The organism is Actinomadura hibisca NBRC 15177 (genome assembly GCF_001552635.1).
GTDB classification, from domain to species: Bacteria; Actinomycetota; Actinomycetes; order Streptosporangiales; family Streptosporangiaceae; genus Spirillospora; species Spirillospora hibisca.
Map to the genome: position 1 here is coordinate 1 of NZ_BCRO01000061.1, position 16,040 is coordinate 16,040.

Below are 16,040 nucleotides of genomic sequence, written 5' to 3' on the forward strand. Positions count from 1 at the left end.
CCCCCTGCACCCCCTGGGGGCACGTACGCGGGGACTCCGTCCCCTGCACCCCTGGGGCAAGTGCATGGGGGCTGGGGTTTTTGGGCGTGGTGGGATGGGGTTATGCGTGCCGCTTTGTTCTCTGGTCTCGTCGGTCTTGTCCTTGTGGCGGGGTGTGGCGCGCAGACCGTTCCGCCCAAGCCTGTGGCCGGTGGGCCGGAGCGGGACGGGGTGAGGATCACCGGTGCGAGTGGCTGGACTGGAAGTTCTCCGGTGATGACGGCTTCGTTCAAGGTCGCCAATCGCGATCGTGAGCCGTTCACCTACACCGTCACCGTTGATGCGCTGTCGAGTTCCGGTGCGGTGGAGTCGAACGTGAAAGTCACGGTGCCTTCCGTGCCGCCCGGTCAGTCCGTCGAGCGCACTGTCCAGTTGCATGCCGCTAGGAATCCCGGCCAAGGTGCTGGAAGTGCCCGTATCTCCAAAGTCCGGCGTGTCCCTACTGCGGAGGCTCCCGACGCGGCTGGGCCCTGTCCGGCTTCTGGAGTGCGGCTGACCGCTGATGATGGTGATGCCGCCATGGGGTTGCGCGTTGTGGGACTCCAGCTGATCAACTGTGGTGCCCGGCCCTACACGATCAAGGGTTATCCCCTTCTGCAGGTCCTGGACGAGAACAGGAAGGCCGTTCCCGGCATCAAGATCTTCAAGGGCAGTGGTGGTGTCGCCACCGTGGACGACTTTGATGTCCCGGCTCGGCGGGTGGCCCTGCGGTCGGGGCAGCATGCGACCGCCGCTTTTATGTGGCGTAACACCACCGGGCTCGAAGGGTCCGCCGTCAACGCCCCCTATGTCAGGGTCAGGGGCGGGGTGGAGGATCCGCCCGTCATGTTCACTCCGGAGCTCGATCTCGGGACCACCGGGAAGCTCGGCGTCAGCCCCTGGAGGATCGGGGAGGGTGGCGGCCGGTAGTTCCGCGAGACGGGGCGCGGGTTTCCCCAGATCGTTCCGACTGTACGATTTCGTCTGACCGTTATCCGCGGGAGCTCGGACCGACCGGGCTGAGAGGGCGACTTCACGGTGTCGCCGACCGCATGAACCTGTCCGGGTAATGCCGGCGTAGGGAGTGTGACCCATGACGTCCCTGGTCAAGCAGCGGCCCGACGACGAGGTCCCGTACACCCTCGATCAGCCCGCCCCCAAGGTGCTCGGGTTCTGGGACCAGGGGGCCTTCTGGGCCAATCTCGGGGTCAGCCTCTTCGCCTTCTCCGGGGCCTACACCGTGCTGGCGCCCGACGAGGCCGGCAAGCCCACCCTCTCCATCGTGGCCGGGATCGTCGCCATGGCCGTCGGCACCGCTCTCGGCGGGCTCATGCTCGGGCTCGCCGCCGCGCCGGGGGCCAAGACCGGGCAGCCCGCCATGGTGCTGCTGCGGGGACTCTTCGGGGCCAAGTTGTCCTACGTCCCCACGGTGCTCAACATCGCCCAGCTCATCGGGTGGGGCACCTTCGAGCTCATCGTCATCGCCGGGGCCGCGCAGGCTCTCTATGACGGAATTCCTCGGGCCGCCTACGTCATCGCCGCAGGCGTCCTCACCACCGTGCTCACCCTCTGGCCGCTCGGGTCGGTCCGGTTGTTGCGGCGTTACGTCACCGCCGCCGTCATGGTCGCCCTCGTCTACTTCTACGTCCAGCTCCTGCGCGAGCCGCTGCCCGATCTCACCCAGGGGTCCTGGGGCGGGTTCTGGATCGGGGCCGACGCCGCGCTCGCCGTCTCCATCTCCTGGGTGCCCGTCGCGGCCGACTACACGCGACACGCCCGCAGTGCGCGCGGTGCTTTCGGCGCGGCTGCCCTGGGGTATTCGATCACCCAGATCATCGCCTACGTGCTCGGGTTGCTCGCCCTGGCCCTGGTCGCCGGTGATTCCAGCAAGGTGTTCGACCCCTTCCTGCACGTCACGCTGGGGGTCGTCTTCTTCGCCGTCTTCGTGCTCCGCGAGGCCGACCAGTCGTTCGCCAACGTCTACTCCACCGCCGTCTCCGTCCAGAACCTGGTGCCGCGTGCCGACCGGCGGATCCTGACCGTGCTGCTGGGGGCCGGGATCACCGTGCTGGCCCTGGTGCTGGACATCGGCGACTACGCCAGCTTCCTGTCACTGATCGGTTCGGTGTTCGTGCCCATGCTGGGGGTCCTCGCCGCCGACTTCTTCCTGGGCAGCGGGCGGCGCGGCTGGGACACCGGGCGGGACGCGCCGTCCCGGTGGGGGATGATCGCCGCCTGGCTGGTGGGTTTCGTCACGTACCAGCTCATCTACCCGGGGCAGGTCGGCTGGTGGCAGGCGTTCTGGACCGACGTGCAGGGGGCCCTGAACTTCACCCCGCAGGGCTGGATGAGCGCCTCGCTGCTCTCGTTCCTGGTGGCGGGGATCGCCGCGCTGGTGATCGGCAGGGTTTCCGTCCGGAAGTGACCGGGCGGTCGTGAAGACCTTTCGGTGGTGGTTGCCCGGCGGCGCCCCCCGATCCGGTGGCACGATTGCAGGCGTGCAGCCCGTCCACGACCCCATCGCCCGCGCCGTCATCGAGAGCGCGGCCGACGCCATCGTGGCCGTGGACCACCGCTACCGCGTCACGGTGTGGAACCCGGCCGCCGAGCGCATGTTCGGCTGGAGCGCCGCCGAGATGGTGGGGCGCGTCCCGCCGATCGTGCCCGGCGAGCTGAAGGCCGAGCACAACGCCGTCCAGGAGCGGCTGCTGACCCGGCGCAACGGCGACGGGGCCGGGCAGATCTCCATCGCCACCCGCCGCTTCCACCGGGACGGGCGGCTCATCGACGTGCGCATCGACACCAGCCTGCTCAAGGACGGCGCCGGGACGCCGCTCGGCTGGGTCGGCGTCTACCACCCGGTCGAGGAGGACGAGGTCCTGCGGCACCACATGGCCGAGCGGGCCCGGCTGGTGCGGCGGCTGAACGACATCGTCGCCGACCTCAACACCGAGCTGGGCCTGCCGGAGGTCCTCGACCGCATCACGGCCGCGCTGATCGAGCTGACCGGCGCCGACGCGGGCGGGTTCGTCCGCATCGAGGACGACCGGCTCCGGCTCGTCAGCATGCACGGCCTGCCCGACCACATGCGGGGCAGCGGCGCCGACCTGCGCTCCAGCCTCGTCGGGGAGCTGCTGCGGTCGGGCAAGACCGTCAAGCTGGCCAGCGGGGAGCAGCGGCTGGGCGACCTGATCTGGTCGGAGCTGCCCGGCCTGCACACGATCGCGCTCGGGCTGTCCTACCTGCACAACCGGCCCTACGGGGCGCTGTACGCGCTGTTCTCCGGGCGCAAGGTCGGGCACACCGAGCTGGAGCTGCTGGAGCTGCTCGCCGGGCACGCCGGGGTCGCGGTCGGCAACGCGGTCGCCTACGCCGAGGTCGTCCGGCAGCGCGCCCACGAGCGCGCCGTCATCGACGCCAGCGCCGACGGCATCGCCGTCCTCGACCGCGACGGCGTCGTGCGGCAGTGGAACCCGGCCGCGCACGCCCTGACCGGGGTGCCCGCCAAGGAGGCGATCGGCGCTGCGCTGATCTTCGACCCGCCGCCACCCGGGGAGGAGCTGACCGTCGAGCTGCCGTCGGGGGTCTGGCTGAGCGTGCTGGCCGCCGAGATCGAGGAGACCGGGGAGCGGGTCGTCGACTTCCGGGACGTCTCCGAGGCCAAGGCCCTGGAGGAGGCCAAGGACCTGTTCCTGGCCACCACCAGCCACGAGCTGCGCACCCCCATCACCGTCGTGCAGGGCTTCTCCAGCACCCTGGTCAACCGGTGGGACGAGCTGACCGACGACGCCCGCCGGGCCGCGGTCGCCACCATCGCCGAGCGCGCCCAGTCGCTCGGCCGCCTGGTCGAGCACCTGCTGCTGGGCTCGCGCGCCGGGGCCGACGAGCTGCCCGTCACGATCGAGACCTTCGACCTCGGCCGGGTCCTGGAGGGCGTCGTGGCCGGGTTCCGGTCGTTGTCGCCATTGCACCGGGTCGAGCTGGAGGTCTCCCCCGACCTGCCCCCGGCGCGCGGCGACGCCATGGCCACCGACATCGTGCTCGGCCAGCTCCTGGAGAACGCCTTCAAGTACTCCCCGGACGGCGGGACCGTCCTGGTCCGCGCCTGGCCGGACGGCGGCCACGTGATCGTCACGGTGGAGGACGAGGGCATCGGCATCGCGCCCGGCGACCACGAGCGCATCTTCGAGCGGTTCGTGCAGGGGGAGGCCGGCGACCGCCGCCGGTTCGGCGGCATCGGCCTCGGGCTCTACATCGTCCGGCGGCTGACCGAGGCCCAGGGCGGCGCCATCTCGGCGCATCCGGCCACCTCGGCGCTCGCCGAGGCCGCCCGGTCCGCCGGGCCCCGCCCGGCCGCCGCCCCCGACTGCGCCCCGGCGCCCGCGGTGGGCGGGCGGCCCTACTCCGGGGTGCCGTCGGGGCAGGTGGAGGCGGGTCCGCTGCGGCACGGCCGGGCCCCGCGGCCGGGGCCCGGCGCCGGGACCTGCATGCGCCTGGTCCTAGACTGCGGCGACTGAGCGGGCCGGTTGTGGCCAACTCGGGGGCGGTATGCGGGATCTTGCCGTGATCTTGGCGGAAGCCCGGGGGGACGCTGACGGAAAAGTGGGGTGTCCCGGCAGTGTGACGGACGAAACGTACGCGTGAGGAGTAATACCGCGGTGGCTGGATAGATCCTCTGTTGACCTTCAGCCGTGTCGAGGTTCGGGTGGTCGCTTGGGGTATCGGGCAAACTGGGGCGACCCGGTTTCGGGATGTCGGGTTCAGGGCATTTCGGTCGTACCGGAAAACGGGGTGACAGGGACTGTCCGGGTCCAGGGAACGGGGAGGTGAGGGCGTCGAGCGTCGTACTGCTGCCACACGCGCCGTCGAGCGTCGCGGTCGCCCGCCGGCGCCTGGGCTGCGAGCTGGCCGATTCGGGCGTGTGCGACTCCACCGTCGATGACGCCAACGTGATCGTCAGCGAGCTGCTCAGCAACGCGCTGCGGCACGCCCGGTCCCTGCCGGGCGGCCAGATCAGGCTCTCCTGGTCGCGCCGCGGCGACCTGCTGGAACTGGCCGTCAGCGACGGCGGCGCGATGACCGAGCCGCGCCGCGGCCCCGGCACGTTGTCCTCGCTGGGCGGGCGCGGGCTCGGCATCGTCGAGGCGCTGACCGAGGGCTGGGGCGTCCGGCACGACGAGGACGGCACCACCACCGTCTGGGCGCTGCTGAACGCGCCGCGCAGCATGGCGGGCGCCGGAAGCGGCGCGCCCCGGGCCGCGCACGCCGCGCTGCCCGGCTTCGGGGAAGGCCCCGACGAGCCGCCGAATCCCGACGAGGGCCTGTACGGCGGCCCCTGGCCCGGAGCCGCCTCAAGTCGGGCATACCCCGGCTAGTCGGACGACCGCTCTTGCTTGTAGGGTCCTCCTCAAGCTCGGGCGCTGTCGTGCCCCCGTCGACACCGCCCGAGCTGCCAGTGTTTATTTGCCTTTCGGCCCAGGTGCTCGCCTGGGGGCTCGCACCTGACCGAACGGCGTGCGAGCGCCACATCGCTTCGCGATCTGCCACCGGGGGCCTCGCCTTCGGCTTTGGCCCCCGGTGGCAGGTCGGCGCTCGCGTGCGTGGTTCTCTTGCCGGTCAGGTGGGGTTGGGTGGGTCCTCGCGCAGGATTGGGCAGGACATGCAGCGTGGGCCGCCTCGGCCGCTGCCCAGTTCGCTGCCGCTGATCCGGATGACCTCGATCCCCGCCGCCTCCAGGTGCGCGTTCGTCTCGACGTTGCGCTCGTAGGCGACCGCGACGCGCGGCGCGACGGCCAGGGTGTTGTTGCCGTCGTCCCACTGCTCGCGCTCGGCCGTGACCGGGTCCAGGCCGGTGTCCAGCACCTTCAGGCGTTCCAGGCCCATCGCCGTGGCCGCCGCCTCCAGGAACGGGGCGGCCTCCGACACGCGCAGGTCGCCGTTGGCCGCGGTCACGGTGTGGGCGGTCAGCGAGTGGGCGACCGGCGGGTACATCACGACGGTGTCCACGTCGACCATCGTGCAGATGGTGTCCAGGTGCATGGTCGCGCGCTCCTGCGCGATCGGGACGGCCAGCACGGTGTGCGCCACGCCCGCCTCGAACACCTGCCGGGCCAGCCGCTCCACGCCCGCCGGGGTGGTGCGCTCGCCGGTGCCGACCGCGAGGACGCCGGGGGACAGCAGCAGGATGTCGCCGCCCTCGACGTGCTCCAGCGACGGGTCGTACAGCGGCCGCACGCCCGCGAACCGGGGGTGCCGCTCGTAGATCAGGCCGGTCAGCGACGACTCGCGGCGGCGCGCCTCCATCGCCAGGCTCGTCACCGCCACCCGGTCGCCGATCCAGGCGCTGTTGTCGCGCATGAACAGCAGGCTCGGCAGCGGGTCGATGATGAAGTCGAGCCGGTCCATCAGCCGGTAGACCAGGCCGTGCGCGGTCTTCAGCTCCTCGTGCGCGAGCCCGGAGACCAGCACGTGCGACAGGTCCTCGGGGTCGAGGTCGTGCAGGTAGCCCGCCACGACGCCGCGCAGCTGGTCGCCCATCCGGGGGTCGTCGATCACGTCGCGGATGGCCTGCTCGCGGGCCTCCCCGTACTCCAGGACGTCCTGGAGCAGCTCGGTGACGTACAGCACCTCGACGTCGCGGTCCCGCAGCGCCTGCGCGAAGGCGTCGTGCTCCTCCTGGGCGCGGCCCACCCACGGGATGCCGTCGAACAGCAGCTTGTCGTTGTTGCGCGGGGTGAGGCGCTTCAGCTCCGCGCCCGGACGGTGCAGCAGCACCGTGCGCAACCGCCCGACCTCGCTGGTGACCCGGTGTTCATACGTCGTCGTATCCACCACACCCGGCAGTCTAGGCGGGGATGATCTCGACTTGCTCCCCCTGTGTCACCCTTTTGGGGTGTCTGGCCGAAACCTTGCTCTTTCCCTGCATCTGACCAGTGCGACGCTGTTGCGGGTCTCGGCCGAGGGCATGGCGGTCGCGCTGGTGCTGACCGTCCAGGCGCGGACGGGGGACGCGGCCCAGGCGGGGTTCCTCCAGACCGCGGTGACGCTCCCCTACGTGCTGAGCGGGCCGGTCATCGGGCACGTCCTGGACCGCACGGCCCGGCCCCGGCGCGTCGCGGTCGGCCTCGCGGTCGGGTACGCGGCGGCGACCGCGCTGCTGATGGCGGTGGCCGGGCGGACGCCGCTGCTGCTCGCGCTGGCCGTCGCGCTGGTGATCGGCTGCACCGAGCCCATCGTGGTGGCGGTCACCGGGCTGCTGCCGCGCTTCGTCCCGGCCGACCGGCTGCCGCGCGCGTACGGGCTGGAATCGGCCAGCTACGACATCGCGGGCATCGCCGGGCCGGGGCTCGCCGCGTTCCTGGCCACCGCCGTGGGCGGCGGGTACGCGGGCGCGGCGATCGTGGCCAGCGCGTTGCTGGGGCTGCTGGCGTTGCCGCTGCTGCCGCTGTCGGGCCCGGCCGCCGATCCCCCGGGGCCGTCCCGGCACGGTGCGCTGGACGTGCTGACCGGCGGGCTGCCGATCCTGGTGCACAACCGGGTGCTGCGCGGGCTGACCACGACGACCACCCTGGCGTGGGTGGGCTGGGGCGGCATCCCGGTCACCGCCGTGCTGCTCGCCCAGGACATCGGGGCCGCGCCCGACTGGGGCGGGCGGCTGCTGGTGGCGATGGCGCTGGGGGCGCTGGCGGGGTCGTTGCTGGCGGCGCGGCTGCTGACCGCCCGGCACGCCGAGGCGGTGATGTTGCTCGGGCTGCTGGGGCTGGCCCTGTCGCTGGCCGCGCTGGCGTTCGCGCCGTCGGTGGGATGGGCGGCGGCGGGCTTCGCGGTGGCGGGGTTCATGGAGGGGCCGGTGTTCGCGGCGACGCTGATCCTGCGGCAGCGCGAGTCCCCGGCCGACCGGCTCGGGCAGGTCAACACGACGGCGGGCAGCCTGAAGATCGGCGGCTCGGCGATCGGCGCGGCGCTGACGGGCGCGCTGGCCGGGACGCTCGGCGCGGACGGCCTGGTGCTGGGCATCGCGGGCATCCAGACCGGGGCCGTGGCGCTGGGCTGGCTGATGTTGCGCCCCGGGAAGAAGCCGCGCTAGGCCGGAAAAACCCTTCGACTTCCGCGCGCCCGGTTCGTACGCTCTGGGACATGTTCTTCGCAGTCGGCACCCGCATGCTCGCAGAGTCCGCTCTGCTGAGCGCGGTGCCGGCTGCCTTCCTCGCACTGGCAGCCGCGGCCGCCATCGACGGCGTGCGACGCTGACCCCTCTCCGCCCCGCCCCGGAGAACCAGCGGAGGGGGGTGGACCATCGAACCGCCGTGCCACCCGCGTGCGCACGGCGTGGTTCTCACCTTCCGTTCCAGGAGTGAGGACGCCAGATCATGGCCAAGCAGTCGTACGAACGCCGCAAGCCGCACCTCAACATCGGCACCATGGGCCACGTCGACCACGGCAAGACCACCCTGACCGCGGCCATCACCAAGGTGCTGGCCGGGCGCGGGCTGGCCTCGGCCGTGCCGTTCGAGGGCATCGACCGCGCCCCCGAGGAGCGCGACCGCGGCATCACCATCAACATCGCCCACGTCCACTACGAGACCGCGACCAGGCACTACGCCCACGTCGACATGCCCGGCCACGCCGACTACGTGAAGAACATGATCACCGGCGCGGCGCAGATCGACGGCGCGGTGCTGGTGGTCTCGGCGACCGACGGCGCGATGCCGCAGACCCGCGAGCACATCGTGCTGGCCCGCCAGGTCGGCGTCGGGCACCTCGTGGTGGCCCTCAACAAGGCCGACGCGGTGGACGACCCCGAGCTGCTCGACCTCGTCGAGCTGGAGGTGCGGGACCTGCTGTCGGAGTACGGGTTCCCCGGCGAGCAGGTGCCGGTGGTGCGGGTGTCGGGCCTGCGGGCGCTGGAGGGCGACCCGTACTGGACCGCGCGCATCGGCGACCTGCTCGACGCGATCGACGCCCACGTGCCGATCCCGCCGCGCCTGGTCGACGCGCCGTTCCTGCTGCCGGTGGAGAACGTGCTCACCATCACCGGCCGCGGCACCGTCGTGACCGGCGTGGTGGCGCAGGGCTCGGTCCGGCTCGGCGACGCCGTCGAGGTCGTGGGGCTCGGCGAGGGCTTCGGCTCGGTCGCGACCGGGCTGGAGACCTTCGGGCAGGCGATGGACCGCGCCGAGGCGGGCGACAACACCGCCCTGCTGCTGCGCGGGGTGCGCCGGGACCAGGTCCGCCGCGGCCAGGTGGTCGCCGCGCCCGGCACCATCCGGCCGCACCGGCGCTTCCGGGCGCGGGTGCGGGTGCTGACCGCCGCCGAGGGCGGCCGGAGCGGGCCGTTCTTCCACGGCTACCGGCCGCAGTTCCACTTCCGGACCACCGACGTGGTCGGCGGGGTGGACCTGGGCGGCGAGGGCGGCATGGCGCTGCCGGGCGACTCCGTCGAGATGACGGTGGAGCTGGGCAAGCCGGTCGCGATGGCCGAGGGCCTCGGCTTCGCCATCCGGGAGGGCGGCCGGACGGTCGGCGCCGGGACCGTCACGGCGCTGCTGGACTAGCGCCGTTCCACCGGGGCGGTCGCGGGTCGCGTGGACGCGGCCCGCGGCCGTTCCCGGGTTCGGGGCGGGAGGTCCTGGACGGCTTGTCGGCGCGCTTGGCCTTCTTCTTCTTCTTCTGGTGAGAGCGGCCCCGGTTCTTGCCCTGGTGGCCGCGTTTCTGCTTCTTGTCCCTGCCCTTCGCCACGCCGGGCGTGGGGGTGGGCGTCGGCTCGCCGGTACTGGTCGGGCCGGTGGAGGGCCGACGCCCTGACGGGACGCCGCCCTGGCCGGGACCCGGGACGAGACGGTCGCTGTGCTGGGCGGGCGCGGGCGATCGTGTGGCGGGCGGTTGCGGGGGGTGGGCGCCGGGCAGGGTGCCGGTCCCGGCGGCGACGGCCACGCCGCCCGCCGACAGCAGCGCGCACACGGCGACGGCGACCTTGACGGCCCGCCTTCCGAGCGGCCTCCCGAGCCCGCGCCCGCGCTGCTCGCGTCCGCGCTGCTCGCGTCCGCGTCGCTCGCGTCCGTGCCGTCCGAGGCCGTGCTCGTGCGCGTCGTCCGGGAGGGGAACCTCCTGCGCGGGCGTCTCCTGAGCGAGGTCCTCGACGGGCGCGGGAGCGGCGGCCCGGAACGCCGCCAGGGCCGCCTCCTCGCCCGCCAGCTCGGCCGGGACGCCCGGGGCCGCCGCGGCGTCCAGCAGGCGCGACAGGGCCGCGGAATCGCCCGGTGTCCCGTCGATCCGCAGGTCGTCCCACCCGCCGGGGCGCTGCTCGTCCTTCATCTCATCCCTTCAGCGCCGGAGGCGGCCGATGCGTCACCGGCGGGCGCGGCGGGGCCGGTCAGGCGGGCGCCCAGGCCGCGCAGGCCCCGGTAGGCCGCCGTCCGCACGGCTCCGGCGCGCTTGCCCAGCACCCGGCCCGCCGTCTTGGCGTCCAGCCCCATCACCACCCGCAGCAGCACCGCCTCCGCCTGGTCGCGCGGCAGCTCCGCGATCAGGGCGAGGGCCGCCTCGGTGGCCAGGCCGTCCAGCGCCAGCGCGGCCGTGTCGCCCTCGGCGGCCAGCGTCTCCAGCACGTCCACCGGCAGGTCGGCCGCCGGACGCCGGGACTGGCGGCGCAGCAGGTCCAGCGCCCGGTTCCGGGCCACCGTCGCCGCCCAGCCGCGGAAACCGTCCAGATCCCCGCGGAAGGCACGCAGGTCGCGCGCGATCTGGAGCCACGCCTCGGAGGTCACGTCCTCGGCGTCGGCCCCCGCCAGCACCCGGACGTAGCGCAGCAGCCGGGGCTGGGTGTCGCGGTAGAGCAGGCGGAACGCCGCCTCGTCGCCGTCGCGGGCGGCCGCGAGGGCGCGGGAGAGTTCGCCGTCCCCGGCCGCATAGGTCACCGGGACATTGTGCGGTCAATCCCGCCCGGGTGTGACACGAGCGCCGAGGACGGCGCTGAACATCCCGAACCCCCCTCTTCCCCCGATGGGCGACATGAGCAGCGACACGATCACGCAGGCGCCGGCCGCCGACCGGCCGCCGGTCTTCGTCGACACCTCCGGCCGCCGCCACCGGATCGTGCGCCGCCTCGGCATGGCCGCCGGCGGCGTGCTGGCCGGTTTCCTCCTGCTGATGGGCGTCGGCATGGCGACCGGCGCGGACGTCCCCATGACGCCGTGGTCGGACCGGCACGACGCGCCCGCCCAGGGCCGCGAGAAGGTCCTGCGGCTCGATCCGAAGAAGATGCTGGCCGATGTCGGCGAGGCGCGGCCCGTCGCGCCGGGCGCCGGCGCGGCGTCCGCCCCCGCCGGCGCGCGGCCCCTGCCCGCTCTGGTCGTGCCCGCTCCCGCGACCGGCGGGCCGGCGACGCCACGTCCGGCGGCGACCACCGCGCCCGCCCCGGCGGCGACCACCCCCGTGCCCACGACGACGCGGCCCGGAAACTCCAAGGCCAGCCCGCCCGCGCACGGCCGGGACAAGCCCCAGAAGAACCGGTGATCGTGCGCCGCCGTCGACCTGTTCGCGCTGTACGGGGTGGTGTTCCTCGATCCCACGCAGCCGTTGCTGATGTGGGCGGCGTTCGCGGCGGGCGGGTACGCGTTGTGGCTGGACGGGGAACGGTTGGGGCCGCTGTGGACGTTGCCGCTCCAGCAGGCTGTTGTACTTGGTGGTGATCCAGTCGTTGGTCACGGCGGTGTTGGGAGCGCGGTTGCGGTGGCAGGTGATCCGTCGCACTGGCACGTTCGCTGGGAACGGGGCGGGAGCGGCGCAGGGGTTTGCGCGGGATGTGCCGCAGGGGGCGTTCGGAGCGCCTCCCGGTAGGCCGTCCTCGCCGTCGGGCGGGTTCGCCCCTCGGTGAGCCCTTTCCACCGAACCGTGACCGGGCGGTCGCGAACCGGTGGCGGCGTGGATCTTGTTTGTGATGTGATCTGTTGACCCCGCTGAAACATCCCCTGGAGAACGTGTGCGAGCCCCCCGCGCTCTGATCCCCCTGCTCGCGGTCGGCGGTGCGACCGCGGTGCTCGCGGCCGCCGGCGCCGGCGCCGCCATCAAGGAACTGCCGTCCTTCGGCCCGGCCCACGCCGACGGCCGTCGCGCCCCCGCGCCCGCCTCGGTCACCGCCGTCACCTGGAACGTGTGCGGCGACGCCGAGCCCGGCTGCCGCCTCGGCTCCCAGCCCGCGGAGCTGACCCGGCGGATCGTCCAGCAGGCCGGCACCGCCGTGGTCGGTGGCCGCAAGGTGCGGCCGAACGTGCTGTTCCTGCAGGAGATCTGCTCCGGGCACCTGACCACGCTTGGCAGGTCGGCCGCGATGGACGGCTGGAGTTGGGCGTTCGCGCCCAACACGAAGGCCGACGGCAAGCCCCGCGCCTGCGTGAACGGGCAGGGCCAGTACGGCGTGGCGCTCGGCGTCCGGGCCAAGGCGGTGGACGTCCGCCAGGCGCAGTTGCCCGCGCCCCCGGCGCACGGCCGCGCCGCCGTCTGCGCGACGGTCAACATGTGGCGCGCCCGCCTGTGCTCGGCGCAGCTCAGCTCGGCGCGCTGGGACGACGACCCGCGCGGCGAGTGGCGGCGCAAGCAGACCCGGCAGCTCGCGTCCCTGGCCGGGCAGGGCCGGGTCGTGATCGCCGGGGACTTCACCGACCGGCCCGACGGCAAGCCCCTGGACCCGCTCTACCGCGACTACGCCGAGTGCGACCAGGGCCCCGAGGCGCGCGACGGCGCCAGTACCCTGCAGGACTGGCAGGGCCGGGCCGTGGCGAAGACCGACTACCTGTTCACGACCAAGAGCGCCAGCATCTCCTGCGGCGTCGCGGGGACCCCGACCACCACCTCCGACCACCGGCCGATGGCGGCGCGGGTGCGCTTCCGCTGACGCCTCCGGGCGGGATGCCGAGGCGCCGCCTTCGTCGCGGGCGTCGTGTCCGCCGTGGCCGGGGAGCCCGTCCCCGGCCACGGCGGGCGCGTTCTCAGTGGACGCCGCGCTCCTGGCCCTGCCAGTAGGGCTCGCGCAGCTCCCGCTTCAGGATCTTCCCGGTGGGGTTGCGGGGGATGGCGTCCCGCCGCTCGATCGAGGACGGGCACTTGAAGTGCGCCAGCTTGCCCCGGCAGTACTCGATCAGCTCGGCCTCGGACACGTCCTCGGCCAGCACGACCAGGGCCTTGGGCGTCTCGCCCCACTTGGCGTCCGGCACGCCGATCACCGCGCAGTCGGTGACCTGCGGATGGCCCATCAGGACGTTCTCGACCTCGGCCGGGTAGATGTTCTCCCCACCCGAGATGATCATGTCCTTGACCCGGTCGTGGATGTAGAGGTAGCCGTCCTCGTCCAGGTAGCCCGCGTCGCCGGTGCGGAAGAAGCCGTCGGACCGCAGCGCGGACGCGGTGGCGTCGGGCAGCTCCCAGTAGCCCTGCATGTTCTGCGCCGTGCGGCACCAGATCTCGCCGACCTGGCCGGGCGGCAGCTCCGCGCCGCTCGCCGGGTCGGCGATCCGCAGCTCGCAGCCGGGGTTGGGGATGCCCGCGCTGCGCAGCCGGTGGTTGTTCGGGCCGTCGGGGTCGTGGTCCTCGACCGGCAGGTAGGTGATGGCGCCGGTGGTCTCGGTGAGGCCGTACACCTGCATGAAGCCGGTGCCGGGGAACATCGCCATCGCGCCGCGCAGCACGTCGTCGCTGATCGGCGAGGCCCCGTACAGCAGCAGCTTGAGGCTCGACATGTCGGCCTCGGCGACCTCCGGGATGAGCTGCATGAACTGGAGCAGCACCGGGACCAGGAAGATGTGGGTGACGCGGTGCCGCTCGATCTGCCGCGCGATGCCGACCGGGTCGGGCTCGCGCGCGATGACGCCGGTCAGGCCGTCGTAGACGACGCACACTGTGAGCGCGTTGCCCGCCACGTGGTACATCGGCATCGCGACCATGAGGACGGTGTCGTCGTCGATGCCCCACACGTCGTTGGTGAGCGGCAGCACGGCGTGGAAGTTGGCGTGGCTGAGCATCACGCCCTTGGGCAGGCCGGTGGTGCCGGACGAGTAGAGCTGCACGAACACCTGGTCGGGATCGACCTGGTAGTCCGGCGGCACGGACTCGTGCCCGGCCAACCAGGCGGCGTAGTCGCGGTAGCGGTGGCCCTCGCCGCCGACGACGAGCGTCAGCGAGGTGTGTTCGAGCTTGCCGGCGATCGCGTCCAGCACCGGCACGAACTCGGGGCCGACGATCAGCACCTTGGCGCGGGCGTCGTTGACGATGTAGGCGACCTCTTCGGGCGCCAGGCGATAGTTGATCGGCACCTGGACCGCGCCGATCCGGGCGGCGCCGAACAGCTGCTCGGCGTATTCGAGGGAGTTCTTGTCGAGGACCGCGACCCGGTCGCCGGGCCCGACGCCGGCGGCGGCGAGCGCCGTGGCGGCGAGGTCGACCCGCTGGTCGAACTCGCGGTAGGTGACGGACGTGTCGCCCGCGTGGAAGGCGACGCGGTCGGGATGCGACCGCGCCCTGTCCCGTAGTACTTCGGTCAGGCCCTGCACGAAAGGCCCCTTTCGCCGATGACCGCCAGTTGTCTGGGAATCATGCGGTCATCGGCGGACGCGGGACAAGGGGTAGGCCGCCGAAGCTCAGCCCTTTTTCGCGCTCTTGGCCAGCAGCGTGACCACCAGGTAGATCACCACCGCCACCAGGCCGATGAAGAAGAAGAACTTCACCAGCGAGAAAAGCCAGCCCAGCGCCGTGATGGCGAACCAGAGCGCGAGTACGACACCGATGATTGTCAGGATTGTCCGACCCATGGTGATTACCGTATGCGGTCGCTGCGGCGGGGTCATCACCCTGCGGAACGACCTGGGGTCCCGCCTGGGGACGGAGGCGGACCCTGAGGGCGGGTCGGGGTGGGCCCTGAGTGGTCAGCTCTGCGGGGGCGCGGGCGGGTACTGGGAGCCGGGGTGGCCGGGGTGCTGGCCGGGCTGTCCGTAACCGGGTTGCCCGTAGCCGGGCTGGCTGGGCTGGCCGGGAGCGGGCTGACCGTAGGGGGGTTGGCCGGGGCCAGGCTGGCTGTACGGAGGCTGCGTTGGTGCGGGTTGGCCGTAGCCGGGCTGGACGTACGGCGGCTGACCGGGAGCGGGCTGACCCGGGTTCGGCTGTCCATAACCCGCCTGACCAGGCTGTCCGTAGCCGGGCTGGCCGAAGCCGGGCTGCTGCGGCCCGCCCCACGCCTGGGGCTGACCGGGAGCGGCCGAGGACCGCTGGGAGCCGATGAACGCGACCAGCGCGGCGATCCCCGGAGCCAGGACGGTGAGCAGCAGGCCGATCACGGTGATGTGCGTCCAACTCCTGAAATGCCCCTCCAGGCCGTCCGCCGGACTGAGGAAGCCGTACCTGAACGGCAGGTAGAGCGTCCAGACGAGCAGGGAGGCGACCTCCAGCGCGCCGAACACCACGATGGCCGCGCCGATCGGCCCGACCGGCCCGCGGACGCGCGACAGCGCGACGGCACCGCCGACCGCGACCCCGCAGACGAGGGCGATGACGAAGTCGATGGCCTGGTAGGCGTGGAGCGACGAGGCTCCCAGGCCGCCGGTGCCCGCCTCCGCGGTCGCGATGGAGGCCAGGGTCCTGATGATGACGGTGATGACCCCACCGGCGATCAGGGCGAGGAACACCGCGTTCTGCTTGGGGGCCGGACGCTGTAGCGACATTCGACCATTAAAGCGGCCGATGGGCTGTATTTCACAGGCGTTGTCAAGTGTTGCCGGGTGGGGAGGTGACTCCCTGGCGGAGGTGGGGGAGGGCTGTCTCCGTGGACTCTCGCACAACGTCACGCCGATAGGGCTCGCACGATTCGTCTTCTGCTGATCTTGCACAGTTCACGCCCCGAGAGCCTGATTATTCTCGCGCCACCGTGACGTGGTTGTGCGGCGGAGCCGGTTCGGGGGTGTGGGGGCGGAGCCCCCACCTCATTCAGCCAACACAGCAGGGCTCCGCCCTTCCCTGGTCCCGGGGGTGTGGGGGCC

General features: G+C 72.7%; 14 protein-coding genes and 1 riboswitch. Of the genes, 8 read left to right on the top strand and 6 right to left on the bottom strand.

Features of this window, described 5'->3' with window-relative positions; genetic code table 11:
* The first annotated feature begins 255 nt into the window (after positions 1 to 255).
* The 4 genes from AH6_RS42805 (at position 256) to AH6_RS26940 (ending at position 5,393) form a co-directional block, all read left to right on the top strand.
* Positions 256 to 948: a DUF4232 domain-containing protein gene (locus tag AH6_RS42805; RefSeq protein ID WP_169807916.1), complete on the top strand. Its 693-nt coding sequence runs from the start codon at positions 256 to 258 to the stop codon at positions 946 to 948.
* A gap of 57 nt (positions 949 to 1,005) precedes the next feature.
* Positions 1,006 to 1,119, top strand: a riboswitch (TPP riboswitch).
* Positions 1,112 to 2,443, top strand: a complete 1,332-nt coding sequence (locus AH6_RS26930; protein WP_067485300.1) for a purine-cytosine permease family protein — start codon at positions 1,112 to 1,114, stop codon at positions 2,441 to 2,443. It overlaps the preceding riboswitch by 8 nt.
* 73 nt (positions 2,444 to 2,516) lie before the next feature.
* A complete protein-coding gene (locus AH6_RS26935; protein WP_083983497.1) occupies positions 2,517 to 4,535 on the top strand; it encodes a sensor histidine kinase in 2,019 nt (672 codons plus the stop codon).
* Positions 4,536 to 4,844: 309 nt separating this feature from the next.
* Complete coding sequence (locus tag AH6_RS26940; protein ID WP_245679486.1) at positions 4,845 to 5,393, top strand: ATP-binding protein; 549 nt, start codon at positions 4,845 to 4,847, stop codon at positions 5,391 to 5,393.
* A gap of 241 nt (positions 5,394 to 5,634) precedes the next feature.
* On the opposite strand, the gene AH6_RS26945 is transcribed toward AH6_RS26940, so the two are convergent.
* Positions 5,635 to 6,852 (bottom strand): arginine deiminase, encoded by a 1,218-nt coding sequence (locus AH6_RS26945; protein ID WP_067485303.1) that lies wholly within the window; start codon positions 6,850 to 6,852, stop codon positions 5,635 to 5,637.
* A gap of 58 nt (positions 6,853 to 6,910) precedes the next feature.
* On the opposite strand from AH6_RS26945, the gene AH6_RS26950 reads away from it, so the two are divergent.
* On the top strand, positions 6,911 to 8,104 hold the full coding sequence (locus AH6_RS26950; RefSeq protein WP_157431741.1) for an MFS transporter: 1,194 nt from the start codon (positions 6,911 to 6,913) through the stop codon (positions 8,102 to 8,104).
* 283 nt (positions 8,105 to 8,387) lie between these two features.
* Entirely contained in the window at positions 8,388 to 9,572 is a 1,185-nt protein-coding gene (tuf, locus tag AH6_RS26955; protein WP_067485309.1) for an elongation factor Tu, read from the top strand.
* Here tuf and AH6_RS26960 read toward each other — a convergent pair.
* Positions 9,553 to 10,332: a hypothetical protein gene (locus AH6_RS26960; RefSeq protein ID WP_067485312.1), complete on the bottom strand. Its 780-nt coding sequence runs from the start codon at positions 10,330 to 10,332 to the stop codon at positions 9,553 to 9,555. The two genes, tuf and AH6_RS26960, sit on opposite strands and share 20 nt — an antisense overlap.
* Complete coding sequence (locus tag AH6_RS26965; RefSeq protein WP_067485315.1) at positions 10,329 to 10,934, bottom strand: RNA polymerase sigma factor; 606 nt, start codon at positions 10,932 to 10,934, stop codon at positions 10,329 to 10,331. Before AH6_RS26965 ends, AH6_RS26960 begins: the two co-directional genes overlap by 4 nt.
* Positions 10,935 to 11,028: 94 nt before the next feature.
* Between AH6_RS26965 and AH6_RS26970 the strand changes: the two genes are divergently transcribed.
* Both AH6_RS26970 and AH6_RS26975 read left to right on the top strand, forming a co-directional pair.
* Positions 11,029 to 11,532, top strand: a complete 504-nt coding sequence (locus AH6_RS26970) for a hypothetical protein (RefSeq protein ID WP_157431742.1) — start codon at positions 11,029 to 11,031, stop codon at positions 11,530 to 11,532.
* Between the two features lie 466 nt (positions 11,533 to 11,998).
* Entirely contained in the window at positions 11,999 to 12,910 is a 912-nt protein-coding gene (locus tag AH6_RS26975) for an endonuclease/exonuclease/phosphatase family protein (protein WP_067485322.1), read from the top strand.
* A 94-nt stretch (positions 12,911 to 13,004) separates the two neighbouring features.
* On the opposite strand, the gene AH6_RS26980 is transcribed toward AH6_RS26975, so the two are convergent.
* The 3 genes from AH6_RS26980 to AH6_RS46085 all read right to left on the bottom strand — a co-directional run bounded on the left by AH6_RS26980 (position 13,005) and on the right by AH6_RS46085 (position 15,725).
* Entirely contained in the window at positions 13,005 to 14,561 is a 1,557-nt protein-coding gene (locus tag AH6_RS26980; protein WP_067485326.1) for a long-chain-fatty-acid--CoA ligase, read from the bottom strand.
* An 87-nt stretch (positions 14,562 to 14,648) separates the two neighbouring features.
* Positions 14,649 to 14,819, bottom strand: coding sequence for a hypothetical protein (locus tag AH6_RS44795; protein WP_169807917.1), 171 nt, complete (start codon positions 14,817 to 14,819; stop codon positions 14,649 to 14,651).
* Between the two features lie 114 nt (positions 14,820 to 14,933).
* A complete protein-coding gene (locus tag AH6_RS46085; RefSeq protein WP_067485329.1) occupies positions 14,934 to 15,725 on the bottom strand; it encodes a hypothetical protein in 792 nt (263 codons plus the stop codon).
* Positions 15,726 to 16,040: the final 315 nt, after the last annotated feature.